Origin of the sequence: Streptomyces sp. NPDC001604, from assembly GCF_042893475.1 — a bacterium.
GTDB lineage: Bacteria > Actinomycetota > Actinomycetes > Streptomycetales > Streptomycetaceae > Streptomyces.
The window spans coordinates 22,949-48,073 of record NZ_JBIAUY010000006.1 but is presented as its reverse complement, the minus strand read 5'-3'; the positions used below and the strand labels follow the sequence as shown (position 1 = coordinate 48,073).

Below are 25,125 nucleotides of genomic sequence, written 5' to 3'. Positions count from 1 at the left end.
TTCCGAGGGCGCCACCCGGGGATCAGCTCCTGCCGACGCACGAAAGCCTCAAGGAGTGACCGTGTACGTCTGCACGTCGAAGGTCTGACCGAGCGAGTTCGTCGGCGCCACCGTCACCGAGGTGCCGTTCACGGTCACCTTCAGGAAGTGGTACACCTGCGCATCGTCCGTGGGCACCGACGCGGCACCACAGGCCGAACCCCGGTTGCGGCCGTAGGACCAGCCGATGCCGTAGGCGTCGGTGGCCGAGCAGCCGTTCTCCCCGACGGAGTGCACATCGGCTCCGCCGCCACCGGTGACATACGACGCGATCCGGCCCGACCCCGCGGTGTTGCGCTGATAGAGGTGGGAGTGGCCGTTGAAGACCAGGTCCACGCCGCCGTCCAGCAGGGTCTGCTCGACGCCCGCGAGGAAGGTGTCGCTCGGCTCGCTCGCACTGTCGGAGCGCAGCGGGAAGTGGAAGAAGGCGAACTTCGGCACGCCGGGATGGGCGGTGAGGTCGGCCTTCAGCCATGCGTACTCGGCGGATCCGTCCTGCCAGTGGGCGTGCGCGTCCTGCTCGTAGATCGCGCAGTGTGAGCCGCACGAACCACCCGTGGCGGCACCGGTGTTGGAGTTCCCCCACGCCGTGTCGAGCAGATAGAAGCGGACGCCGCCGGTGGTGAAGGCGTAGTACGCCGTCGGATAGGTGATCGGATTTGAGCCCAGGTACGACGGATAGTCGGCCGGCGCCCACACCCCGCCGGAGGCCGCCGCCAGCGCCGACTGCTTCCACACCTGCAGATAGGTGTTGGTCATGCTGTGGTTGCCGACGGTGCCGATGAGCGGGATGCGCATGCCCGGCTGCGTCCAGTACGACGGACCGAACCACGAACTGACGTCCACGCCTGTCTGCTTGAGGTCACCGTACTGGGTCTGCGAGGTGCCCGGATGCGTGTTGTCGCCGGTCTGGACGACGAACCGGGCGCCGCTCGCGGCGATCTGGCTCATCACGTTCGCCTGGTTCACATTCAGCGAGCCGTCGTCGACGCCGGAGTTCGTGGTCTCACCGGTGTCGCCGAGGACATCGAAGGTGAACGACGTCGTGGAGCCCGCGGAGTCGGGGGTCGTGAGGCTCGGGGTCGGCAGGGTGCCCAGCAGGTCGGTGCCGGATGCGGTGTAGACGCGGTAGCAGTAGGTGGTGCTCGCGGTCAGGCCCGTCACCGTCACCGAGTTGACGTACTCCCGCGTCGAGCCGACGGTTATCGGGCTGCCCAGGGTGGGCGAAGTGGCCGTGCTCGCCGCGCAGTCGCCCAGCGGGCCGTAGCGGACCGAGCCGCGGCTCTGTGTGGTGGTCGCCCAGCTCACCTGGACGGACGTCGTCGTGGCGTCGGAGAGATAGGGGGCGCGTGTCAACTGCGCGTCGGCGCCCGGAAGGTCGGCGTGTGCCGCCGGAGCGAACGACAGCGCCGTACCCGCCCCCAGGACGAGGGCGAACACGGCGCTGCGAGCGTGGCTCAGGCAGAGTCTGCGGTGCCGGGAAGAGAGTCTTCTGGTCATGTACCTTCTTCCTTTCTCATTCTGATCCCGCGCAGCCGTGCCAGTGCCGCGACGGCGCCCACCAGCAGCACCGCGCAGCCGGTGATCCGCAGCACGCCCGGCCAGTAGCCGAGCGGGTCGCGACGGGCGGCTGGGGAGGAGGGCGCCGACGGCGAGTCCGACGACGGAACGCCTCGCAACTCGCGCAGCACGTCCAGCGATTTCGTGCCGTGCCGGACCGACGGCTCCACGTGCGAGTTCTCGCTGAACTCGTTCCAGCTGATCAGTCCGAGCAGATCCGGGCCCGAGGCCAGGGCGGCCGCGTACTCGGTGCGCAGCGTCCGGCCGCTGTCCCGTGGCACCGACTTCGTGCCGCCCACCAGACGGGCGTCGAAGCCGGGGGCGAACGGCGCCATCCAGTAACCGTGCGCCGCGTGTGCGACGGCGGCCATCTCGCGCAACTTGGTCGCGTGCCGGTCGTTCGTGTCCGGGTTGACCGACGACCAGTAGTAGGCGTCCCCGTCGGTGACGTGCGCCAGCCTGCGGATGCCCTGCGGGCTCTTCTCGGTGCCGAGCACCAGCATCCCCTTCCGCACCGGCCCGGTGATGCGCGCGATGTCCGCGGTCGAGTACTGCCAGGTGCCACTGAACACCGTCAGCGGCTTGCCGTCGAGACGGAAGAAGGCCGGGTCGTGGGCGTAACGCCCGTACAGCAGACGGAAGTCGGCGGCGACCCGGTCCGTCGCGAGCGGCCGGCGGCGGAAGTCGAGCCCCTGATAGATGACCGCCACCTTGAAGTCACGCGCCCGCGCCACGTCCAGCAGCAGCCGCAGCCGTCGGTCGTTGACGGCCGAGGACTTCCAGCTCACCACGAAACCGTCGATGCCCGCGGACTTCGCCCAGTCGACATGCGTGCGGATCACGGAGGCGTCGTCGCTGGAGTAGTGGCCCAGACGCGGGTAGTCGGTCTTCGCCCGCTGCCACGACGCCGGCTCGAACCACTGGTAGTAGTACGCCAGCAGCGGCACCCGACGCCCCCCGGCCGAGCTCGCGGACGCCGGGAACAGCCCCGCCAGGACCAGTACCAGCACGGCGAGCAGCCCCGGTCTTCTCATCCGTGCTCACCACCCAGGCGTCGCCGCATCCACCGCCCGGCCAGCAGTAATACGGCTGCCAGCACACCCACTGTGCCCGCCGCCAGCGCCAGATCGGCCCGGCTGACCACCCTCAGCTGCATGCTCTGCGTGCGCGACAGCCGGACCTGCTGCACGGCCCGCAGCCCCTGGCCGCCGGTCACCTCCACCTCGTACTGCCCGTGCGGCAGATCCCGCAGCGTTGCTTCCTGTCCTGCACCGAACGTCACCTCGCGCACCGACCCGTCCGGCAGCGTGACCCGCGCCGCCCGCCCGGCCGACGACCCGAAGACGGCGTCCCGCGCCGAGACGGTCAGATCGTGGAACGGCGTGGTGAAGACGGCCTCCTGATGCGACGCCGGTTGGAACCGCTGCCGCCCGGCGTCCACCGTGTTCGTGCCGTACGCGTTTGCGGACAGCAGGGCGTATCCGACCTTCCGTGAGGTCAGCACGCTCTTGCGGTACACGGGCAACAGCCCGTCCAGCCAGACCGGTTGTCCCACCGGCAGTCGCTGGGTGTGCCCGGTGTCGCTGCGCACGGTCACATACGGCACCCGCCCGCGGGGTACGGCGCGACCCTCCTGGTCGACGCAGCGCACCGTCACCCGGAAGCGGGCCGTGAACGCCGCCGTCACCGTGTAGTCCCGCCGCAGCGGCAGCCCCCGCACCGTGCGCCGGAACGCCTGGTCGGGATCGCGCTGTCCGGCCCACCGGGAGAACGTGAACTGCCGTCCTTCCGAGGCCAGTCCGCGGTCGTCGACGGCCAGCCTGTGCCCCGCGAAGTCGTGCGCACCGGTGAAGTTCACCACCCCGTCCGGCCCGGTGACCGCCGTCCGTCCGTCGAAGGTGAACGGCACGCCGGCGAGCTGTGGGGTCGTCCGCACGGTGACGGTGACCATCGTGACGGCCACCGCAGAACTCGGCGCCAGCCCCACCAGCACCACCCCGGCCAGCACCAACCACCTCATGACATACGCCACTTCGGCCGCACCGCCCCCCACAGCAACCCCGCCACCAGCAACGACGCGACGCCGTACACCGCGTACACGGGCACCGGCGAAGGCCGCCGCGCCACCGGAAGCGCCGCCTCCCGCAACCCCGCCGGAATCAGCTCGGCCCGCCGCGGCGCCGCCGAGAAGTCGAAGGCGTCGGCGAGACTCCGCGCCTGCGTGGTGCGGCCTCCCAGCGGCCGCAGCCGCCAGTTGTCCACCACGAACCGCAGCGCGCTCGCGGCCTCGAACTGCCCGTGCTGCACCTTCCCCCGCGTCACATACGGGCTGACCAGCAGCGCCGGCACCCGCAGCCCCCGACCGGCCGGCGGCTTCACATGGTCGTACCAGCCCCCGGAACCGTCGTAGGACCACAACAGTGCCGAAGACGACCAGTACTGACTGACCATCAGCTGGGCGGTGAGCTCCCGCACGAGCCGCTGTCCGGCCGGCACGGAGCGCGCCGAGCGCTCGCCCGCACCCGAGGACGCGACGAACGCCACCGCGGGCAGTGTCCCGCGGTCCAGGTCCCGGTAGTACTCGCCGAGATCGACAATGTGCGCGCTCAGCCGCCTGTTGTCGACGAAACGCGGGATGTCCAGGAGCGGGACGCGGACGGTCTGGGTGGTCAGGTCGTCGCGGGAACGGTAGGTCTGCTTCGGGTCGTAGTTCTGGACGTAGAACTTCCAGCTCACGCCTGCCTCTTCGAGCCGGTCGAAGACGGTGGGCCCGGTCAGGTCCGGTGTACCCGCAACCCAGTGGGCGCGGTTGGCGCGGGTGCCGTCGAGCGAGGACGCGAAGAAGTGGTCGAAGAGTTCGTAGCGGTCGGCTGCGTTCCAGTAGAAGGGCAGGTCACGGCGGTCGTAATACCCCATGGCCACGCGGCCGTCCCGGCCCTGCCGCGCGAAAGCGCCGAAGAAGCCGTCCATCCGCCCGCCGTCGTACTGCTGCCGCACCAGGCGCGGCCCGGCGCCGGGGGACAGGGGCGGTGAGCCGTGCAGCGGGTAGGGCTCCACCGTGCCCGCCCGCGAATGCGCCGGATCGCGCGGCTGACCGGCCCCCGCGGGCAGGCCGTCGGCTCCCGGGTATGTGCCGAAGTAGTGGTCGAAGGTGCGGTCACCCTGCATGAGATAGACGAAGTGCTGAACGGGCGTGTCCGAGCGGGAAGTTGATGCCGCCGTCCCGCTGCCCGTCAGCAGCAGGAGCAGTGCCACCAGCAGCACCCTCATGACACCCTCACCCGGTAGATCACGACCACCTTCACCCCGTCCCCGTTGCGCGCCGTGAACACCACCGTCCCGTGATAACGCCCCACCAGCCCCTGCAACTTGGCGGTGAAGAATTGCGTACGGCGGGCCGTGTACGCGTCCCACACCAGGTACTGGAAGTCGCCGTCCCTGAGTGCCCGGTCCGGGTTCGGGACCGCCCGGTAGCTGGGATTGCGGCGGGCCGGGTCGGGCGAGACGGAGAGCGCGGAGACCGGACAGAAGCCGTAGTACTGCACCACGTTGGCCATGGACGGACCGATGGCCAGCAGCCGCGAGCCCTCCGGCGCGTGCTCGCGCACCCACAGCCCCGCCTCCCGGCCGCCGGGCAGTCCGCCGGTCCCGGCCAGGAAGCGGGTGCTCGTCTGCGGCTGGATCCGCATCCAGCAGGGCACCGCCAGAGACACCACGACCAGCCAGATCGCCGCGGCCGCCGCGATCCGCTGCAGGCGCACCACCCGCGGGAACGAGGTCAGCGTCCGCCCGGCCAGCACCGCGAACACCGGTGCCACGGGCAGCAGATACTGGAAGCCCTTCACCGGCCACACCGTGAAGAACAGCGCGGGCACCACGACCCAGCACACCAGCAGCCGCTCCCGCCAGGTGTTCTCGAACCGCAGCGTGACCAGCCCCGCCAGGGCCGCCACGACCACCAACGGGCCGAGCGCCCACGGAACTTCACGGCCGTAGAAGGAATAGGGGTGATTGGCGCGGCGGAACATCTGCCACAGCAGATAGTTGCCGCCCGCTCGCGCGTGCCCGGCGAGCAGCTGGGACAGCGGATGGGCCACCGCCACCACCCCGATCACGCCCAGCGCGGGCAGCAGATGCCGCCAGCGGGTGCGCACGGCCGGGGTCAACGCGAAGAACGCGTACAGCGAACCCAGGAAGACGACCGACGTCTCCTTCGCCAGCACCGTGAACCCGAGCATCCCGCCGGCCGCCAGCAGCCAGCGCGGGGACGGCGATTCGGCGTACCGCACCACGCAGTACAGGGCACTGGTCGCGCACAGCGTCATCGGCGCGTCCAGCAGCACCTGGCGGCTGACCACCACGTGGTACGGCATCACCGCCAGCAGCAGCGCCCCGACCAGCGCGGCCCGCCGCCCGTACAGCCGCCGCCCCAGCCCGTACGTCACCGCCACCGTCGCCACACCCAGCAGCGCCGGCACCGCGCGCGCCGCCCAGTCGCTCTCGTGGACGCGCAGCGCCAGCGACACCAGCGACTGGAACAGCACCGGATGCGCCCGGAACACCGGGAAGAGCGAACCGAGTCGATCGTCCCCCGCGAGCGAGGCCGCCGTACCCGTGTACACCGCCTCGTCGCTGTTGAACCCGGCCGCGGTGAGCTGCCACAGCCGCAGGAAGGCCGCCAGCAGCAGTACGGCGGTCAGGGGCGCCGCAGCCCGCACCCCGGCGCCGGAGGGGGCCGGCGCCGGGGCGGTGCGGGATGCTCCCCGGGGGAGCACGAACCGGTCGGTCATGCGGCCGAGCCGGCTTGCAGTCCCCACCGCGGCCAGGCCTCGGCGGAGGCACTCACCGTCAGCCGGTGCTCCTCGCCCGCCAGCAGCCGCGGTATCTCGTCCGCCCAGCCGAAGCAGTCCGAGGCCAGCACCCGGGTACGGACGCCGGACAGGAACCCGGCGAGGATCTCCCGCTCGCGGGCGCGCAGTTCGGCATGGTCGAGACCGTCGATGCGCAGCGCCGGCGCGAGATAGCGGTAGGGCGGGAAGCCGTACGCGTCCTCGGTGTTGACCAGCATCCGCTCCAGCGCCACGTCGCCGTCGAGGTCGTACAGGTCGGGCGCACCGCGCTCGATGACGAACAGGTCCCGCACCTCGGTGCTCGACCCCAGCCGGCAGGGCACCAGCCGGTCGACGCTGTACTTCGGCGGCGGCACCAGGATCTGCGTGAGCGCGTTGATGCCCATGATCGGCAGGTTGAAGCGGGACAGCATCAGCGCGATCGAACGACCGCCCTTGGAGTGCAGCCGCGACTGCAGATTCAGCCGGCGCCACTCCTTCTTCGTCAGGTCCTCGGCCTGCACGGCCCGCAGCGTGTGCGCGCTGATGGTGAGCGGCTTCGGGAAGCACACGGCCCGCCCGCTCGCGTCCACGACCGTCATGTCGTCCGACAGGAACCGCCCGCCGTGCTCGCGCAGCAGCCTGAGGATGGTCGCGGTCTTGCCGGTGTCGGTCAACGCCGACAGCATCACCCCGCGCCCGTCGAGCTCCACGCACGCGGAGTGCAGCAGCATCCGCCCACGGGAGATCAGCACGAAACGCAGCAGCGCCTCGACGACGTTCGTGTAGACGACGTGCGGCGAACGGGCCAGCAGCGGGCCCACCTCCACCGTGATCGGCGGACCCAGCCGCACCCGGAAGTTCGCGCCGAAGCGGCCCAGATGCTCCTCGTAGCGCAGAGCCGCCGTGTCGCTGTGGTCCTCGGTCAGTGCCGCCCGCCCGCGCGGCCTGCGCCGCCCGACGTCCCCGACGCGCACGGCGATGTCGACGTCCGCGTCCGGGATCCACTGCGCCCGGAAGAACTCCAGCTCGGGCAGCCGGATCTGGGAGCCGATGGTGACGGTCCCGGCGACGTCGTAGCGGTAGGGCAGGTACACGGACCGCTTCCTGCTCACCGGCGCGGTCGGAGCATCGGCATCGACGAGCATCTTCACCGGATCGCGCCGCCGGACCTTCTTCTCGCCGCCGCTGTAGATCATGCGGTCACTGATCAGGAACCGTAGGACGAAGAGCAGGACGAGGGTGAGCGCGTTGGCCGTGAGGACACCCACACCGGCGACGACGAGCCACTGCAGCAGCGGGAGCCGGGCGATCAGCAGCAGGTTGTTCATCGCGAAGAAGCGGCCGGCCCGCCCGGGCCGGCTGCCCTTGCGCTGTCCGTTCCGGTAGACGGCGGCGTCGGTGAGGAGGAAGTTCCAGGCCGTCGAGAACTGGGTCGCGAGCGCCGCCCCCACCAGGTGGTGCACCCCGAGCGCGTCGAAGAACAGCCAGAGGGCGGCCGTGTTGACCGCGACCCCGGACAGGCCCACCAGTCCGAACGCGAGCATCCGCATCAGCTGCCGCTGCCCGCCGGCCACTGAGCGGCGCAGCCGCACGACATGCCGTACGAAGGCCAGCCCCTCCTTGATGGACGCCTTGGACCGGCCCGCCTCGCGGGGTGCGAAGGTGTACGCCACCTCGGCGACCCGGGCGGCCGGATGCCGAACCAGGATCTCCAGCAAGATCTTGAAGCCGACCGGCCGCAGCTGCTCGGTGTCGATCGCGTCCCGGCGGAACGCGAACAGCCCGCTGAGCGGGTCGCTGACGGTGGCCAGCCGGCGTGGGAAGGCAGCTTTGACCAGGCGGGTCGCGGAGGACGAGGTGGCCTGCCGGCCCGCGCCCGCGAGCCCGTCGGACTGGCCGGTCCCGGCGTACCGGGTGCCGACGGCGATGTCGACGCCCTCCCGCATCGCGGTCCTGGCCAGCAGTGCGGCGGCCTGCGGCGGATGCTGCAGATCCGCGTCCATGACCAGCACCCAGGCGCCGCGCGCGGCCCGGATCCCGGCCACCACGGCCCCTGACAGACCGCCGGTGCGCAGGCCGGAGGGCCGGTGCAGGGCGCGGACCGGGAAGGGACAGTCCGGCGCGAGGGCGGCGATCTCCTGGACGGTCGCGTCATCGCTGTCGTCCACGAAGAGGATCTCGGCTCCGAGCGGGGCGAGCGCAGGCCCGAGCCGGTCGAGCAGGAGCGGAACGCTCTCCTGCTCATTGCGGGTGGGTATCAGGACGGTCAGCCGGGGCGTGGCAGCGTCGCCGTCGCCTCCGCCGCCGAGTTCCCGGACACCTGCCGGCACCCCGTCATGGGCAGCCGAAAGGGAATCGATCATGTGCGCCATGGAGTCCCCCAGAACGCGTGCCGTCGGCCGAGCGGCGCGACGGACACCGACGACCGCCCGTGAACACGGGCGGAGGAATGAGCGGTGACCCTCGCGGGCGTACGGTCTCGACGCGGCGCGGGGAGGTGCGGGACGTACCAGAGGTGCGCAGTGCAACGGCGAACGCGCACCGGGCTCCACGGTCAGGAGCGGATGCCAGAGGTTAGCAGCGGAGTTGACGTGTTCGCTGGGCGTTTGGCCTGTATCCGCCGGTAATTATCCTGCTGTTTACTTGGTTCGATCGCATTGCGTCTCATGCGTGCACTGCGGCCCCGTTCGTCACGGTCAAACGCAGTCAGACCCACGCCTTGATTACGCGGAGGTGAAAGTCACCGCCTTCTTCACAGACCCCCTGCTGAACCTGTGATTCCGCGACAAGCATGACCCGCATGTCTTACGACGGACCACCGGGTCCCTCGCCCCGAGAGGACCGGGACCATGCGGCCACCCTCATGGACGCAATGCGCGCGGCGCTCGCCCTGATCGACGACGTGGAGGCGCTCAGACTCGAAAACCGCCAGCTCAGAGAGGCCCTGGAGGGGCGCGCCCTGATCGAGCGCGCCAAGGGCATGCTCATGGCCCGCCGCGGCTGCGACGAGGCCACCGCCTTCGAGATGCTCGTGGCCCTCTCCCGCAAGCAGCGCCGCAAGGTGCGGGCGGTGGCGGCGGACTTCGCGGCCAGCGACGGGATCCAGCCACTCACGTGAAGCGCCCGAGGTGGATCCGGCCGACAGCCGTAGTCGTGCCATCACACCCGGTGACGTTTCCCGCCGCCCGGGACTGGCCGTCCGGAGCCGGTGCCCGAGGGGCGGATATGCAGGTGAAGGGCACTCCGAAAGCTTGGTATTGTTGTTCATGTCGCCGCGGGGAACACCCCCGGCCAGGCGGCAGACACCTGGTCCGGGTGGCGGAATGGCAGACGCGCTAGCTTGAGGTGCTAGTGCCCTTTATCGGGCGTGGGGGTTCAAGTCCCCCCTCGGACACCACCAGTGATGAGGGACGTTCACGAGATCGTCCCGGAACGTTGACGAATTACCGGCCGAGTCAGGTTACTCGCCGGTATTTCGTCGTTTCTGGGGCCTTCCGGCCTCGTGGGCGGCTCCGGGGGCTGAGCGCGGCGGAGGTGCGGTGCTCGAGTGGCGGGGCTCGACCTGCTCGGTCGGAAGCAGGGCGTGAGACCGATGCGGGGCGGGTTTCGCCAGCTCCACGTTGAACTGGGCGCCGATCAAGAGCGCCAGGTTGGACAGCCACAGCCAGATGAGGAAGACCACCACGCCCGCCAGCGAACCGTACAGACGGTGGTAAGTGCTCACGTGCGAGGCGTAGAGGGTGAAGCCGTAAGAGATGGTCAGCAGCAGCGCGATCGCCAGCCCACCGCCCGGCGCCATTTTCCGCACCCGCCTCGAGGGAGCGGGCCCTGACCGGTAGAGCACCAGGACCAGGGCGACCGCCACCGCGGCCAGAGCGGGCCAGCGCAGCGCGTCCCACGCGGTCTGGGGCACGGTGCCCAGGTCGAACGCCCGGCCCAGACGCCTGGCCAGGCTCCCGCTCACCAACAGCGCGAGAGTCGTGGTGAGGAGGAGGCTGATCAGTACGATCGCGGTGATGACGATCCGCGGGGCGGTGCGCCATGCCGGCCGGCGTGCGTCGGCGTGGTGGATCGCGTGCAGGGCCCTGCGGAAGACACTCAGATAGCTGCAGCCCGACCACAACGCCCCCGCGACGCCGAAGGAGACCAGCACCCATGCCGCGGACGACTGTTCGGCCATCTGCAGAAGAGCACCGCGCAGCAGCCCGCGGGAGGTGAGCGGGACGACCCCTGTCACCCGGTCGATCACCTCAGGCGTCGTAGCGGGCATGGTCAGCCCCAGAACCGAGAGAATCACCAGCAGGACGGGGAACAGGGCGAGGACGGCGTAGTAGGTCAGAGCGGCGGCCCAGTCGGTGACGTCATCGTTCCAGACCGCCAGCGGTGTGCGGCACAGCGCCGCCCACCACTCTCGCTTGCGACCGTCGGTTCCATCCATGATCGTCTACTTCCCGCGGGAACGACCGGGCATCCTCACTACTGCCTCACCGGTCCGCTGCCGGGCGCGATTCCCCCTCAGCCCGCGCTCCTTGCGATGGCGAAGCCGCCATCCTTTGTCGGGCTAGACGGCGAAGTGGTCGGGGTCGGCCGCGGCCCAGTCCGCGGCCCAGTTCGGCGGCGGTTCCGCGAGCAACTGGCCCGGCTCGAGCAGGTCGTACAACTGGTCACCGGGCAGGACGGTGGTCGGGTTCACGCGCCGTCGCAGCATGGTCGGGCGGAGCTCCGTGGGGTCGGTGACGCCCATGGCGGCCATGATCTGCTGGGCGCTGCGCACCGTCGCCTCCTGGAAGCGGCGCACCCGCTCGGCCTTGTCGGCGACGTCCAGGGCGCGGGCCCGGCGCGGATCCTGCGTGGTCACTCCGGTCGGGCAGGTGTTGGTGTGACAGCGCTGGGCCTGGATGCAGCCGAGTGCGAACATCATGGCGCGGGCGGCGTTGGTGTAGTCCGCGCCCTGGACGAGGCGCTTGACGATGTCGGTGCCCGTGGCCACCTTGCCGCTCGCTCCGATCTTTGTACGGTCCCGCAGACCGGTACCGACCAGGGCGGCATGCACAGTGGTCAGGCCCTCGGTCAGCGGGGTGCCGAGGTGGTCGGCGAACTCCAAGGGCGCCGCGCCCGTACCGCCCTCGGCGCCGTCCACCACGATGAAGTCCGGGGTGACGTCCTCGGCCAGCATCGCCTTGCACACCGCCAGGAACTGCATCCGGGATGTCAGGCAGAGTTTGAACCCGGTGGGCTTGCCGCCGGCCAGCTCTCTCATGCGGGCGAGGAACTGCACCAGTTCCCGCGGGGTGTTGAAGACGCGGTGGTACGGCGGTGAGATCACCGTCCGTCCCTGCGGCACCTCGCGGACGCGGGCGATCTCGGCGTCGACCTTGCCGCCGGGCAGGACTCCGCCGATGCCGGGCTTGGCGCCCTGGGAGAGCTTCAGCGAGACGCACTTGACCTGGGGGTGGGCGGCCTTGTCCGCGAACTCCTCCTCGGAGAAGTCGCCGTCTTTCGTACGGCAGCCGAAGTACCCGGTGCCGATCTCCCAGATGAGGTCCCCGCCGGGCCCGAGGTGGTGTTCCGACAGGCCGCCCTCGCCGGTGTCGTGGGCGAACCCTCCGCGTGCGGCGCCCTCGTTCAACGCCAGGATCGCGCGGGTGGACAGGGCGCCGAAGCTCATGGCCGACACGTTCAACAGCGCCATGTCGTAGGGCTGGGTACAGCCGGGCCCGCCGACCCGCGCCCTCGGGGGACGATCGGCGACCGGTTTCGGCGCCATCGACGGAACCAGGTACTCGTACCCGACGGCTTCCACATCGCGGTCCGTACCGAACGGCTCTTCCGCGTCCGTTCCCTTGGCCCGCTCGTAGACAATGGAGCGCACGTCACGGTCGTAGGGCCGGCCGTCGAAATTGCGCTCGATGAAGTACTGCTGGAGTTCTGGCCGTACCGCTTCCAGCAGAAACCGCATGTGTCCGAGGATCGGGTAGTTGCGGAGCACGGAGTGCCGACGCTGCAGCAGATCGCTCACGCCGACCGCCGTCAGCACCAGCAGCACCGCGGCCGGCACCCAGCACCACGCGGTGACGAGCAGCGAGAGAACCACCAGGACGATGGCGCCGCACGTCACCACCGCGAAGAACAGCCACCGGGCCGAGCCCGAGATCAACGCCCGCACTCTTCACTCTCCCACGCGGCCCACACCGCGCATCCTCGGAAAACGCCTCACATCAACCACGCAGAACCGGACCTCCCTCAGGCGGAGCGGAGGCCCTTTGACGAGCCAGTGGGACGAGCTTCAGGGGTTCGTTCTCAATGGCACTTCGGCCCGCTTACCCGGAAGCGCTGAGATCAGACGCGTTCTACGTCGAGGTAAGGCCCACAGTCGACCGATGGCGGTCCGGGGGTATCCGAAGTCCTGAAGGCCCTCAAGACGTTCATTGCCATTTGACAACAATGACCCAAGGACAACAAAGTAGCCGTGTCGTACCGCTGGGGGAAGGATGTGGAATGTTCCGGTGGGCGGAGACCGCTCCGCGTGCTGGCCACCGAAGCCCCGGGGTGCCGGGGAGTTCGGTCGCACCACCCGGCGTTCAGGCCGTGCGGTTCCCGGGCTGTTCCCCGTTCACGTGTATCTGCAGTGCCGCCGCGTCGCAGAACGCCTCCAACCCCTCCAGTAGCGCCGCTCGTTTGCCGACGGGCATGAGCTGCAGCACCGCCTGCAGCTCGTGTTCCCTGCGCGCGCGCAGCTCGTCGAGGAAGGTGCGACCCCGGTTGCTGAGGTGCAACCGGACCTCGCGCCGGTCGGCCTGGCTGATCACACGCTCGACGAAGCCGGCTGCGACCAGCCGGTCGCAGAGCCGGCTGGTGGCGGGGGGCGTGGAGGCGAGTGCGTCACACAGCGTGCGCAGGTTGATGCCGTCCTGGTGCTCCAGGGTCAGCAGCACCCGCATCTGCGACGCCGACGCCGGCGCGGTGGACGCTCGGCCCCACAGGACTTCCAGCAACTCTCCAGCCGTCGCGGTCACTCGGGCGATCTCGCCGGGTTTCCGGCGGGGGCGGAAGGCGGCCACTGTCACACTCTCGCAGGCACTGGGACGGTCGCCAGCGTACTAGGTGCCCGTAGGGGCAACAGATGGTTCGGACGGCTTGACGCGGCTATCGAGCGGCCTCGTCGCGAGCGAGGCCCGTAAGTGTCGCCGAAGGATTGGTGTGTTTACCACCGTGAACAGATATGTGATCGCTGAGCGGGCTTTGCGCGCAGCGGCACCCCACGAGTTGCTCGACGCCGTCCGTCGTGTGCTGATCGAGCAGTACGCGGCGGAGTCGGTCGACCTCCTGATGGCCGACTACGGCCTGTCGGTGCTTCAGCCGGTGGCGGTGCCGCCGCAGGCCGTGAAGCCGGTGTCCGTGCACAACAGCGTGGCGGGCCGTGCTTTCGGTGCCCAGGAGCCGGTCGTCGAATCAGATCACGACGGCCGCGTCCGGGTGCACCTTCCCGTCAGTGTGCGCGGGGACCGGCTGGGTGTGCTGTCCGTGACCCTGTCGCCCGACAGCGGGGTCCAGGACCTGCTCGGTGAGCTCTCCGACATCGCGGAGGTGCTCGGCCACGAGGTGGTCGTCGCGGAGCGGGACACCGACATCTACCTCCAGGCCCGGCGCAAGGACCGGCTCACGCTGGCCGCCGAGATGCAGTGGCAACTGCTTCCAGGGCGCTCCTGCTCCCGCCCGGAGTACGACCTGGCCGCGCAGTTGGAGCCGGCGTACGGGATCTTCGGTGACAACTTCGACTGGTCCGCCACGGCCGACCACCTGATGCTGTACGTCACCAACGGCATGGGCCAGGGGATAGAGGCCTCCCTGCTGACGAACCTGGCAATCAACGCCCTGCGCAACGCCCGGCGCGCCGGGCTCCCCATCGACGACCAGGCCGCCCTGGCCGACCAGGCGGTGTACGCCCACTACCGGGGCCGCTGCTACCTGTCGGTGCTGATGTTCGACTTCGACCTCACCACGGGCCGCGCCGCGGTGGTGGACGCGGGCTCACCGCGCCTGCTGCGCCTGCGTGGCGGTGCGGTGGAACGCGTCACCTTCGAGGCGCAGCTCCCGCTGGGCATGTTCGAAGAGACCGACTACGTGGTCCAGGAGTTCCGGGTGGAGGCCGGTGACCGGCTCGTCTTCGTCAGTGACGGGGTGTACGCGGTCGCCGATCCCGAGGGCGAGGAGTACGGCGATGCCGCGCTCGCCCGGGCCATCCAGTCCACCCGGTTGCTGCCGGCTGCCGAGGTCCCGCGCGCGATTCTCCGGGAATTGACCGGTCACCGCGGTCGTTCGGTTGCCGATGACGACGCACTCGTCGTCTGCCTCGACTGGCACGGAATCTGACCGAAGTCGGGAATCGCCCAGGCGCCCGTATCGGTGTGGCGATCCCGTGTTGTTTGCAACAGACCGGCGACGCTAACGTTTGCCATGAGGCAATAATTGCGTCTCGGATGTGGTCGATCGATGACCCTGTACGGAGGAGACGATGAAGGTGTCGGAGCAAGAGGCGGTCGAGTTGTCGGCGCGCCGACTGGGAACTTTCCTGGAGCGCCGCCGAGAGCAGATCGCTCAGCGCTGGGCCGATGCGCCGCTCTTCCGGACTGTGTTCACCGTATCGCGGGAAGAAGCGGTCGACGCGTGTAAAGCCGTCGTGGACGCGCTGTCCGACGTCGCCTCGTCCGGACGCCTGGAGGACATCGCCTCGCCAGGCTTCGACAGCGTGCGCGACCAGCTGGGAGGCATGTCCGGTACACGGGCCCGGGCGGGTTCCAGCCCGGCTCGGATCGCGGACGAGGTGGCCGCCCTGCGGGAGCCGGTCGCCGAGCTGCTGAGGGCTGAGTTCTCCGATCCCTCCTCGCCCGAGGCGGCCGAGGGCCTGCTGGCGTTGACCGTCCTGATGGGTACTCTGCGGCTGGTGGTGATGCAGGCGGCGCTGAGCTCGGGCGAGGAGCTGATCGCGCGGCAGCGGCAGCAACTGCTCGAAGTCGCCACGCCGGTCATCAGTCTGTGGGAGGGCGTCGTCGCCGTACCGCTCATCGGTACGCTGGACAGCGCCCGCAGCCAGGTCGTCATGGAGTCCCTGCTGGAGGGCATCGTGGACCAGCGTGCCCGGTACGCGATCCTCGACATCACCGGTGTACCCACGGTCGACTCCCTCGTCGCTCAGCACCTGATGAAGACGGTGGCCGCGGCACGGCTGATGGGCGCCGAGTGCATCGTCTCCGGCATCCGTCCGGCCATCGCACAGACCATCGTGCAACTCGGCATCGATCTCGGCTCGGTCCTCACCCGCGCCTCACTCGCCGACGCCCTGGCCTACGCCCTCAGCCGGCTGGGCATCGAAGTGTCTCCCCGTGCGAGCATGCGGTGACCGCCCCCTTCCCGGGCCACCCGACCGTGGTGCCGGTCCTGGCGATGGGCAAGACTCTGCTGGTCACCCTTCAGGGGGAGCTGCACGACGGCACGGCCGAGCAACTCCAGCAGGACATCAGCCGTCGCATCGCCGACAGCGGGGCGAACGGTGTGATCATCGACATCTCCGGTGTGGAGACCGTCGACTCTTTCCTGGGACGGATCCTTGCCGAGATCGCGGCGAGCGCCGGCTTGCTGGCGGCCCGCACGGTCCTTGTCGGCATGCGGCCGGCCGTGGCGATCACTCTGGTCGAGCTGGGCCTCACCCTGCCTGGGCTGACCACCGCGCTCGACATCGACCGGGCACTGGAACTCCTCGCCCGGACGCCCACACCGAGCGCCTCTGACGGACACGAGAGGGCGACGTGATGCCGGCCTCCGACCCCGCCGTCGAAACCAGACTGCCGATCCGCTCGGATGTGGACCTCGCGTGGGTCCGCCAGCAGGTACGCCAGAGCGCGGCCGACCTCGGCTTCGGACTGGTGCAGCAGACGAAGCTGGTCACCGCCGCCAGCGAGCTGGCCCGCAACACCCTGGTCCACGGAGGCGGCGGGCACGTGGAAATCGTGCCCTTGACCGCAGGTATGGCTCGGGGGCTGCGGCTCTCCTTCGTCGACAGGGGGCCCGGCATCCGCGACGTCGAGCTGGCCATGACCGACGGATACACCAGTGGTGGTGGTCTGGGACTCGGTCTCAGCGGTGCCAAGCGCCTCGTCGACGAGTTCGCGATCGACACCGAACCCGGTCGCGGCACGACTGTCACCGTCGCCTCCTGGACCCCGGGCGTACCCGCGGCCCGGCCGGGGGTGTGATGGCGAGGGTCTGGGACATCCCGGTGCACGACTCCACCCGGGTACGGGACGTCCGGGTGGCCGTCGAGGCGGCCAGCACACAGGCACGTCTCGGCCCTCACCGCACCGCGGTCGCCGCCCTGGTCGCCACCGAGCTGGCCACCAACCTGGTCAAGCACGCCGACGGCGGCCGCGTACTGATCGACCTCGTCGACCAGCCCGGCGTCACACCCACCTCCGGGGTGCAGGTGACAGCCATCGACTACGGCCCAGGCATCCAGGACATCACCGCGGCCATGCGGGACGGGTACACCACCAGAGAGGCGTCGCTGGGCGCCGGCCTGGGTACCTGTCTGCGCATATCCAGCGAATTCGACATACACAGCACCCCCCGCGGTACCGTCGCGGTCGCCCGTTTCGACCAGGAGCCCGCAAGGCGTCGGGAACGGCGCGCGCCGGGTCCTAGGGCCGGAGGGATCAACGTCCCGCTCGACCGGGCCGAGCACTCGGGAGACGCCTGGAGCTTCGCCCGGTCGGGCAGCCGCCTGACCCTGATGCTCGCCGACGGCCTCGGCCACGGCGCCAGAGCGGCGCACGCGTCCGGCGCCGCCGTTGCCGAGCTGCACCGCTCGGCACACCTGCCACCGGAGGAAATCCTGCGCCGCATGCACCCGGCGCTCCGGCCCACCCGAGGCGCCGCGGTCGCCGTGGCACAAGTCGACACCGACAGCGGGGAACTGGCGTTCGCCGGCGTCGGCAACATCGGTGCCCGCCTGCATGCCGGCGCCTCCTGGAACCACTTGATCTCCCACCCGGGAATCGTCGGCGCCCAGTTTCCGGCGACCGTGCCCGTACGTCGCCTGCCCTGGCGGCCTGGGAACCTGCTCGTCATGCACAGTGACGGGTTGCCCAGCCGATGGGTGCCGTCCGACGACGCCGACCTCTTCACCCATGACCCGGCGGTGGTCGCGGCCACCTTCCTGCGTGATGCCAGCAGCGCTGCCAGCCCGGTGCGCGACGACACCAGCGTGGCCGTCCTGGCCTCTGACCCCGTGGACCGACACCATGACCTCGCCTGACGTCCGGAAGATCACCACAGTCACGGAGGCCGCCCGAGCCCGGGCCTTCGTGGCACACCTCGCAGCCTCCCTGGGCGCGCCCGAGGTCGAAAGGGCGCGGTTCCTCACCGCGCTCACCGCACAGTTGCGGCAGTCGCTCGGGCATGGCGGCGCAGAACTCTCCCTTGCCGTCCAGGAACCAGGCCCGGACGGGGGCGTGGACGTACAGGCTGTCGTACGGTCGGTCACGCTCTCCCCGGAAGATGCCTCGTCATGGCACCTCGCCCTGTCCTGCCCCGGCCCGCGGGCACAGGGGGCGGCCCTCCCGGCGCAGCGGGACGACACCGCGTTGGCCGAAGCGCTACTGGCGGCGGACGAGGAGACGGCGGAGGTTCTGCAGAGGCTGGACGAGTCGGAGAACCTGCTCCGTCTCCACCGTGAGGAACTGCACCAGACCAACCAGGGTGTGCTGGCCCTGCACGCCGAACTGGACGCCGCCGCACTGACCCAACAGCAACTGCTCGACGCGGAACGGGCCGCGCGCGGCGAGGCCGAGAAGGCGCGACGCCTGCTGACCTTCCTCGCCAACGCCAGCGCGGTCGTCACCGCGTCGCTCGATCACGAAACCATCGTGCGCCGTCTGCCCGAACTGCTCATTCCGGAGTACGCGAGCGAGGTCGACGTCTGGCTCTTCGACAAGGAGGAGCCGGCAGCCGGAAAGAGCCACCGCTCTGCCGCCGCAGTGGCCGCAGCCCGCACCGACCGCCCGCAGCACGCCGGGCCGCACCCCGGTGACCTGCCCGGCACCGACGACCTTCCGCCCTCTGCTCTGTCGCCGGATCGTCCTCTGCTGTGCATCCCCCTCACCGTGCGGCGATCCCTCGGTGTCCTGACGCTCGCGGCACCCGGAGACCGTTTCGACGCCGACACCAGCCTCATGCTGTTCGAACTGGCTCGCCGTGTCGCCATCGGCCTGGACAACGCCCTGCGCTACGAGCAGCACCGGGACACCGCCGAGGAACTCCAGCGCGCCCAGCTCACCGAACTCCCCGCCGCCGAGGGCCTGCACCTGGCCGCCCGGTACCTGCCCGCCACCCGCGGCCTCAACATCGGCGGCGACTGGTACGACGCCTTCTTCCAACCCGACGGCAGCCTGCTGACCGTCATAGGAGACGTCACCGGACACGGACTGCGCGCCGCCGTCATCATGGGCCAGCTGCGCACGGCACTGCGCGCGTACGCGATCGAGGAGACCAGCCCCGCCCAGATCCTCACACGGCTGCACCGCATGCTCTGCCACCAGCAGCCCAACCTCTACGCCACCGCCATGATCGCGCGCTTCAGGCCCGACGACCTCCAGGTGACCTGGGCCGCCGCCGGCCACCCGCCGGCCGTGCTTCGTGCTCCGGGCGGGGCCGTGCGTGTCCTGGACGACAGGCCGGGGGTCATGCTGGGTGTGCCGATCCCGTTCGAGTACACGGACCACACGACCGAGATCGAAGCGGGTTCCACTCTGGTGCTCTACACCGACGGTCTGATCGAGAGGCGTACTCAGGGCATAGACGCCGGCATCGAGTTGCTCTCCGAGACCCTGGCAGCACTGCACGAACCCGACCTCGAAGACCTGGACGTGTGCTCCGAGTCCCTCCTCAAACCCCTGGTTCACGAGTCCGAACGCGACGACGACGTCTGCCTCCTGCTGTGCCGTACCGCTCCGTTCGTGAGTCCAGGGCGGGCGAGGGGGACACACATGGATTGACGCCGATCCCCGGCCGCAGCGGTCCTGCGTCCTGCCGCGCCGGTCATGTGCGCTGGTCGCGCGACCCGCCAGAACCCGCTGCACAGAGCCCCACTGAGCCGGTCCCGTCACCGCTCGCCAGGCTGCTCCTTCGGAGTGGGCGGCACCTCGCCCCGAGCGGCGAGGAAGGCTCTCATGCCGCGGCTGAGAGCCGACCGCTCCGCCGGTTCCATGGCCGCCAACGCGAGCGTCAGTACGTCCGCCCGGCGCGACGCCACATCCTCCAGCACTCGGCGTCCCTGTATGGTCAGGCTCAGCCGGACCTCGCGGCGCTTCTGCGGGTGCAGAGTTCGCTCCAGCATCCCCGCCGCCTCCAGCCGGTCGCACAGCCGGCTGGCCGTGGGAAGCCCTATGTCAAGGCGCTCGGCCAGCGTGGTGAGGTTCAGGCCTGGTGTCGTCTCCAGCGTCCGCAGCGCCCGAAGCTGGTGCAGGGACAGGCGCACGGCCGCCTCCTGAGCAGCCAGCGACCACAGGTTGGTGAGACTCTCCACAGCGTCGGCGATCTCCGACGCGACGGCGTCCGGGCCGTCGCCCGACCTCTCCACACGGTCGTCGCCTGGGCCGTCGAGACGGGTCACGAACACATCGCTTTCACTGGGTTTCGGACGCTGCAGAGATAATCCTCATTCAACCGCTGTACCCGAAGGCAAGGGGGGCAAGCCGCTCCGGGGTCGGCCGGACGTCGCCCGGACAGCGTCGGCGCCGGGACGGAAGCGGGCCCGACCGAAGGGAGTTGCCCGAGCGTCGCTCCACGGTGGGAGCCGACCGTGGCCATTCGTAAAATATAGCTAATCGGCCGGAATCAGGTTTTCGGTGGCCAGGGCACTTCTGACAACCGCTGATCCGGCCGTGATCGTCATGGTCCTGCAAAGCCAAGTGGCGGCACTCGGCAGAGTGAGTGACGTTCTGTCAGGCATCCTCCCCTCGGGATCTTCCTGCTCACAGACAGACAAAGGCCCGCAGGCAACCGCGGTCACCTCACTGACCCGCTCCCCCCTGCGCGCCGCGGCCCGGCACGACCCCGGCCGTGTCCCGTCGGAACGCCCACTCCATGGTCGGCTCCACCGCGAAGCGGAAGACCCGCCGGACGGGCGGTGTGCACAGCACGGTCACGATCGCGGCGGCGACGAGCGTGACGGTGATCTCGCCGAGCGGACCGTGGATCCAGGCGGGGGAGTACCAGCCCCAGAACTTCGACCCCTGGGCGATGAAGCCGTGCAGCAGGTAGCCGTACAGCGTGCCCGCGCCCAGTGCGGTGAACCACAGGCGGCGACCCGGCACCCAGGCCAGGAAGCAGGCGACCAGGACCATCGAGCAGCCGAACGTGGCCAGTGTCATCACCGGCCCGTACCAGGCGGGCGCGCCCAGCTCCTGGGCGCTGTCGCGGTGGAAGAACCAGGCGCCGGTCATCCGCGGCACCGCCCAGTACGAAGCGGCGAGCGCACAGATGAACACCGGCACGGCCAGGACGCGCACCTTCCAGCGGCGTACCAGCCGGAAGTGTTCCGGCCGCAGGCACAGACCGACCACGAAGTACGGCAGGAACTGCAGCACCCGCTGCAGATCGAGGTCGTTGCCGATCGACGGGGAGACGGTCGCCAGCATCGCGACGACGAGTGCCACCGGCAGCGGTCGGCGCAGCTTCTGCCAGAGCGGGGTCGTCAGCCGCCAGATGAACAGCGCCACCAGGAACCACGTCAGATACAAGGGGTCCAGGAGGGTGATCGGCCGGTCCGGGACGCCGTCGGTCCAGCGAGTGAAAAGCGTGTACGCCGTCTCGAAGACGACATACGGAACGGCGATGCCGGTCACAAGTCGTCTGATCTTCGCCGGGCTCGCGTCGAAACCGCGGGAGAAGTAGCCGGAGATCACGATGAACGCCGGCATGTGAAAGGCGTAGACGAGGTCGTACAGCGCGGTGACGGTCCGGCTGCCGTCCCGCAGCGGCTCCCACGCGTGGCCCATCGCCACCAGCACGATCGCCAGATACTTCGCATTGTCGAAATAGGCGTCGCGCTGCTTCACCCGCCCTTGCTGCACCCCGCGTGGGGAGCCGGCGCTTTCTGATGCGTGTCTTGCCTGAGTTACGGCTGTGGCCTGGGGGTGGGACATCCCACGCGCCTCACCGGTTCTGCGCGACGTAAACCACCCGCAGAGGTGAGCTGCGCCGCAGCTCAGGCAGACGCCGGATCAGAGGTCGAACTCGTGCGGCGGCAGGTCGAGAGTGAAGCAGGCCTCCCGCACCACGGCCTGCTCCGTCTTGTCGAAGTCGCCGTCGGCGCCCCCGATGACGATGCCGATCTGGATGACGGCCCTGGCCTCCGCGGGCTTCTTCTTCGCCTTGGCGATCTCCTGCAGCACGCTGACCTTGCCGAAGGCGAAGTCCGTCGTCAGCTTGTTCAGGTTCTCCTCGAAGCGGCGGCGCAGATCGTCGGCGGGGAAGTTCTGCAGGACCTCGTTGGTGGCGATCAACTGGGCCACGCGCTGCCGCTCGGCCGGGTCGATGGTGCCGTCCGCGGCGGCGACCAGGGCGCACATCGCCATGCTGGCGTCGCGGAACGCTCCGCTCTTCAGGTCGTTCTTCTTCGCCACGAGCTGGGTCTGCATCGTCGACGCGGATTCCTTGATGCGGTCCCACAGGGCCATGAGAACTCCATGTGTTCGGTGTCGTAAGAGATCTACAGCACCGTGGAAACTCGTGGCGCGGAGGATAAGTTCCGTCCGTTCCGGGAGAGTTCACCTGCTGCGTGCCGCCGGAAAAATCCGGTGCCCCGCCCGCTCCGCGTTCCCTACACTCGCCAGGCACCGTGCGTCGCCGTGACGCGCGGGACGAGTGAGGAGGACGGCCGTGCGCTACTGCACCGATGTCGTCGTCCCCTGCTCGCAGTTCGAGGTGATCCTCGTGTCCTCGTCCGTCCGGTGCCCGCTGCGCGGCCGGTACCGGATGCCCGTGACGAACGTCTGACGCGGCCCGCCGTATTCACCGGCGCCCGTCGCCGGGACCGTTTCGCCCGGGAATCGCGCTGCCCTGTTCCGATCATCGCCGATGATCAGCGATCACCAGAAAGGCCAACGGGCCGTGCGCACCAACCTCGACTCCCTCGCCGTCGTCCGCAACCTCGGCATCCTCGCCCACGTCGACGCGGGCAAGACCACCGTCACCGAGCGGATCCTGTACGCCACCGGGACCACGCACCGGCGCGGTGAGGTCCACGACGGCACCACCGTCACCGACTTCGATCCGCAGGAGCGCGATCGTGGGATCACCATCTTCGCCGCGGCGGTCAGCTGCGCCTGGGACGGTCATCGGATCAACCTCATCGACACCCCCGGGCATGTGGACTTCGCCGACGAGGTGGAGCGCTCGCTGCGGGTGCTCGACGGGGCGGTCGCGGTGTTCGACGCCGTCGCCGGGGTCGAGCCGCAGAGCGAGTCCGTGTGGCGGCAGGCCGACCGGCACGGTGTGCCGAGGATCGCGTTCGTCAACAAGCTGGACCGTGCGGGCGCCGACCTCGACGCGGCCGTCGCATCGATCCGCGATCGGCTGCATCCGGCGCCGCTCGTCGTGCAGTTGCCGATCGGTGCGGAGGACGGGTTCCGCGGTGTCGTGGACCTCGTCCGCATGCGGGCGCTGGTCTGGGCCGACGGCGCCGACACGGCCGTGGAAGGTCCGGTGCCGGAGGAACTGCTGGCCGAGGCGGCGCGGCGTCGGCGGCTGCTGGAGGAGGCGGTGGCCGAGCTGCACGCCGGTGCGCTGGAGGAGTTCTGTCTGGACGGGGCCCTCGCGCCGGAGACCCTTGCCGCTGCGCTGCGCGAGCTGACCCGCAGCGGCGAGGGCGTCGTCGTCCTGTGCGGCTCGGCGTACCGCAACCGCGGCATCGAACCGCTGCTCGACGCCGTGGTCGCGTATCTGCCCTCGCCGCTCGACGTGCCCGCCGTACAAGGCACGTTCGACGGTACGGAGCAGGAGCGGGCGGCCGATCCGGCGGCGCCGTTCGCGGCGCTGGCGTTCAAGGTGAACGCCACCCCTACGGGGCGGCTGACGTACGTACGCGTGTATTCGGGAACGATCGAGAAGGGAGACGCCGTGTGGGACGCGGGCGCGCGCCGCACCGAGCGGATCGGGCGGATCCTGCGGGTGCAGGCCGATCGGCATGCGCAGGTGGACCGTGCGGTCGCCGGGGACATCGTCGCCGTGGTCGGGCTGAAGTCCGCCCGCGCCGGCTCGACCCTGTGCGCCCCCGGCGCGCCGATCGTGCTCGAACCTCCGGGTGTCGCCGAGCCGGTGGTCTCCGTGGCCGTCGAGGCCCGCAGCTCCACCGACGCCGACAAGCTGGCGGCGGCGCTCGCACGGCTGGCCGAGGAGGACCCCTCGCTGGTCGTGCGGACGGACCCCGAGACCGGCCAGACGGTGCTGTCCGGGATGGGTGAGCTGCACCTGGAGGTCGCGGCGGAGAAACTCCGGCGCGCCCACGGGGTGGAGGTCAACGTCGGCCGTCCGAGGGTGAGTTACCGCGAGACGGTCGGGCGCGGGGTGTCCGGTCTGGTCTTCCGGCACGTCAAACAGGACGGCGGAGCGGGCCAGTTCGCCCACGTCGTCCTCGACGTCGAGGCCTTGGAAGCCGGGTTCGAGTTCCGCTCGGCCGTGGTCGGCGGGCGGGTGCCGCAGGAGTACGTCCGTGCGGTCGAGGCCGGCTGCCGGGACGCCCTTGCCGAGGGACCGCTCGGCGGTCACCCGGTGACCGGACTGCGAGTGACCCTCACCGACGGGGCGACCCATGTGAAGGACTCCTCGGAGACCGCCTTCCGCACGGCGGGCAGGCTCGGTCTGCGGGAGGCCCTTCGGGCCTGCACGATGGTCCTCCTGGAACCGGTCGTCGAGGTCACGGTCACCGTCCCCGAGGACGCCGTCGGTGGCGTCCTCGGCGACCTGGCCGCCCGCCGCGGCCGCGTCTCGGGCTCGACCACACGCGGCGGCGCGGCGATCGTGACGGCCACCGTGCCCCTGTCCGAACTCTTCGGCTACGCAACCCGCTTGCGCAGCCGAACACAGGGCCGCGGCACCTTCACCACCCGCCCCACGGGCTACGCACCGGCACCGACGGTGACACCGGCCCGGTGAACGAGGGGGCGGCCCCTGCCGTAGGTGGGCAGGGGCCGCCCTGACGCGGGATGCGGCACCGCCCGTGGGCGGTCGGCGCCCGGGCGTCGGGGCACCGTTCGCGTGGGTGACGAGCGCGTACGGTCGCTGCCGTGCCGGACGGGAGATCGCGCGGCCCGGCGCCAGGGGGCCGCCTGTGCCCACCCGTGCCGCCCCAAGCGGCACGACTGCCCGCAGGCTCACGCTTACGGCCCGTCCACGGGCCCTGGCGTACGCGGGCGGGGTCGCCCTGGCGCCGGGATGCGGCACTGCTCGTGGGCGGTCGGCGCCCGGGCGTCGGGGCACCGTTCGCGTGGGTGACGAGGGCGTACGGTCGCTGCCGCGGCGGACGGGAGATCGCGCGACCTGGCGCCAGGGGGCCGCCTGTGCCCACCCGTGCCGCCCCAAGCGGCACGACTGCCCGCAGGCTCACGCTTACGGCCCGTCCACGGGCCCTGGCGTACGC

At 70.3% G+C, this 25,125-nt stretch carries 20 protein-coding genes and 1 tRNA gene; 9 read left to right on the top strand and 12 right to left on the bottom strand.

Annotated elements, in window-relative coordinates; all coding sequences use genetic code 11:
- Nucleotides 1–48 precede the first annotated feature (48 nt).
- The 6 genes from ACFY1E_RS18600 to ACFY1E_RS18575 are packed head-to-tail and all read right to left on the bottom strand — an operon-like array spanning nucleotide 49 to nucleotide 8,794.
- Nucleotides 49–1,539 (bottom strand): fibronectin type III domain-containing protein, encoded by a 1,491-nt coding sequence (locus ACFY1E_RS18600; protein WP_389077063.1) that lies wholly within the window; start codon nucleotides 1,537–1,539, stop codon nucleotides 49–51.
- The gene (locus ACFY1E_RS18595; RefSeq protein WP_389077061.1) at nucleotides 1,536–2,633 is read right to left on the bottom strand and encodes an endo-1,3-alpha-glucanase family glycosylhydrolase; all 1,098 of its coding nucleotides are present in this window, start codon (nucleotides 2,631–2,633) and stop codon (nucleotides 1,536–1,538) included. Before ACFY1E_RS18595 ends, ACFY1E_RS18600 begins: the two co-directional genes overlap by 4 nt.
- On the bottom strand, nucleotides 2,630–3,619 hold the full coding sequence (locus ACFY1E_RS18590) for a hypothetical protein (protein WP_389077059.1): 990 nt from the start codon (nucleotides 3,617–3,619) through the stop codon (nucleotides 2,630–2,632). Before ACFY1E_RS18590 ends, ACFY1E_RS18595 begins: the two co-directional genes overlap by 4 nt.
- Nucleotides 3,616–4,869, bottom strand: a complete 1,254-nt coding sequence (locus tag ACFY1E_RS18585; protein WP_389077056.1) for an alkaline phosphatase family protein — start codon at nucleotides 4,867–4,869, stop codon at nucleotides 3,616–3,618. The genes ACFY1E_RS18590 and ACFY1E_RS18585 overlap by 4 nt, the downstream gene beginning before the upstream one ends.
- Complete coding sequence (locus tag ACFY1E_RS18580; RefSeq protein ID WP_389077054.1) at nucleotides 4,866–6,389, bottom strand: ArnT family glycosyltransferase; 1,524 nt, start codon at nucleotides 6,387–6,389, stop codon at nucleotides 4,866–4,868. The genes ACFY1E_RS18585 and ACFY1E_RS18580 overlap by 4 nt, the downstream gene beginning before the upstream one ends.
- Nucleotides 6,386–8,794, bottom strand: coding sequence for a glycosyltransferase (locus tag ACFY1E_RS18575; RefSeq protein WP_389077051.1), 2,409 nt, complete (start codon nucleotides 8,792–8,794; stop codon nucleotides 6,386–6,388). The genes ACFY1E_RS18580 and ACFY1E_RS18575 overlap by 4 nt, the downstream gene beginning before the upstream one ends.
- 437 nt (nucleotides 8,795–9,231) lie before the next feature.
- Between ACFY1E_RS18575 and ACFY1E_RS18570 the strand changes: the two genes are divergently transcribed.
- Nucleotides 9,232–9,549 carry an ANTAR domain-containing response regulator gene (locus ACFY1E_RS18570; protein WP_389077048.1) on the top strand — a complete coding sequence of 106 codons (318 nt, stop codon included), beginning with the start codon at nucleotides 9,232–9,234 and terminating at the stop codon, nucleotides 9,547–9,549.
- Between the two features lie 191 nt (nucleotides 9,550–9,740).
- Nucleotides 9,741–9,828, top strand: a tRNA-Leu gene (locus tag ACFY1E_RS18565).
- Between the two features lie 63 nt (nucleotides 9,829–9,891).
- Here the strand turns inward: ACFY1E_RS18565 and ACFY1E_RS18560 are convergent.
- The 3 genes from ACFY1E_RS18560 to ACFY1E_RS18550 form a co-directional block, all read right to left on the bottom strand.
- Entirely contained in the window at nucleotides 9,892–10,869 is a 978-nt protein-coding gene (locus ACFY1E_RS18560; protein ID WP_389077046.1) for a YihY/virulence factor BrkB family protein, read from the bottom strand.
- Nucleotides 10,870–10,992: 123 nt separating this feature from the next.
- Nucleotides 10,993–12,513, bottom strand: coding sequence for an FMN-binding glutamate synthase family protein (locus ACFY1E_RS18555; protein ID WP_389077804.1), 1,521 nt, complete (start codon nucleotides 12,511–12,513; stop codon nucleotides 10,993–10,995).
- Between the two features lie 499 nt (nucleotides 12,514–13,012).
- On the bottom strand, nucleotides 13,013–13,498 hold the full coding sequence (locus ACFY1E_RS18550) for a MarR family winged helix-turn-helix transcriptional regulator (protein ID WP_389077044.1): 486 nt from the start codon (nucleotides 13,496–13,498) through the stop codon (nucleotides 13,013–13,015).
- A 145-nt stretch (nucleotides 13,499–13,643) separates the two neighbouring features.
- Here ACFY1E_RS18550 and ACFY1E_RS18545 point away from each other — a divergent pair, with 145 nt between their 5' ends.
- The 6 genes from ACFY1E_RS18545 (at nucleotide 13,644) to ACFY1E_RS18520 (ending at nucleotide 19,480) form a co-directional block, all read left to right on the top strand.
- Nucleotides 13,644–14,804, top strand: coding sequence for a PP2C family protein-serine/threonine phosphatase (locus ACFY1E_RS18545; RefSeq protein WP_389077802.1), 1,161 nt, complete (start codon nucleotides 13,644–13,646; stop codon nucleotides 14,802–14,804).
- 142 nt (nucleotides 14,805–14,946) lie between these two features.
- Nucleotides 14,947–15,831, top strand: a complete 885-nt coding sequence (locus ACFY1E_RS18540) for an STAS domain-containing protein (RefSeq protein ID WP_389077042.1) — start codon at nucleotides 14,947–14,949, stop codon at nucleotides 15,829–15,831.
- A complete protein-coding gene (locus ACFY1E_RS18535; protein WP_389077040.1) occupies nucleotides 15,828–16,241 on the top strand; it encodes an STAS domain-containing protein in 414 nt (137 codons plus the stop codon). Before ACFY1E_RS18540 ends, ACFY1E_RS18535 begins: the two co-directional genes overlap by 4 nt.
- Complete coding sequence (locus ACFY1E_RS18530; RefSeq protein ID WP_389077039.1) at nucleotides 16,241–16,684, top strand: anti-sigma regulatory factor; 444 nt, start codon at nucleotides 16,241–16,243, stop codon at nucleotides 16,682–16,684. The genes ACFY1E_RS18535 and ACFY1E_RS18530 overlap by 1 nt, the downstream gene beginning before the upstream one ends.
- Complete coding sequence (locus ACFY1E_RS18525) at nucleotides 16,684–17,742, top strand: SpoIIE family protein phosphatase (protein ID WP_389077036.1); 1,059 nt, start codon at nucleotides 16,684–16,686, stop codon at nucleotides 17,740–17,742. Before ACFY1E_RS18530 ends, ACFY1E_RS18525 begins: the two co-directional genes overlap by 1 nt.
- On the top strand, nucleotides 17,729–19,480 hold the full coding sequence (locus ACFY1E_RS18520; RefSeq protein ID WP_389077034.1) for a PP2C family protein-serine/threonine phosphatase: 1,752 nt from the start codon (nucleotides 17,729–17,731) through the stop codon (nucleotides 19,478–19,480). The genes ACFY1E_RS18525 and ACFY1E_RS18520 overlap by 14 nt, the downstream gene beginning before the upstream one ends.
- A gap of 107 nt (nucleotides 19,481–19,587) precedes the next feature.
- On the opposite strand, the gene ACFY1E_RS18515 is transcribed toward ACFY1E_RS18520, so the two are convergent.
- The 3 genes from ACFY1E_RS18515 to ACFY1E_RS18505 all read right to left on the bottom strand — a co-directional run bounded on the left by ACFY1E_RS18515 (nucleotide 19,588) and on the right by ACFY1E_RS18505 (nucleotide 22,165).
- Nucleotides 19,588–20,097 carry a MarR family winged helix-turn-helix transcriptional regulator gene (locus tag ACFY1E_RS18515; protein WP_389077031.1) on the bottom strand — a complete coding sequence of 170 codons (510 nt, stop codon included), beginning with the start codon at nucleotides 20,095–20,097 and terminating at the stop codon, nucleotides 19,588–19,590.
- 400 nt (nucleotides 20,098–20,497) lie between these two features.
- Nucleotides 20,498–21,631, bottom strand: coding sequence for an acyltransferase family protein (locus ACFY1E_RS18510; protein WP_389077029.1), 1,134 nt, complete (start codon nucleotides 21,629–21,631; stop codon nucleotides 20,498–20,500).
- A 78-nt stretch (nucleotides 21,632–21,709) separates the two neighbouring features.
- Nucleotides 21,710–22,165 carry a tellurite resistance TerB family protein gene (locus ACFY1E_RS18505; protein WP_266962873.1) on the bottom strand — a complete coding sequence of 152 codons (456 nt, stop codon included), beginning with the start codon at nucleotides 22,163–22,165 and terminating at the stop codon, nucleotides 21,710–21,712.
- 400 nt (nucleotides 22,166–22,565) lie between these two features.
- Here ACFY1E_RS18505 and fusA point away from each other — a divergent pair, with 400 nt between their 5' ends.
- Entirely contained in the window at nucleotides 22,566–24,641 is a 2,076-nt protein-coding gene (fusA, locus tag ACFY1E_RS18500; protein ID WP_389077026.1) for an elongation factor G, read from the top strand.
- The last annotated feature ends 484 nt before the right edge of the window (nucleotides 24,642–25,125 follow it).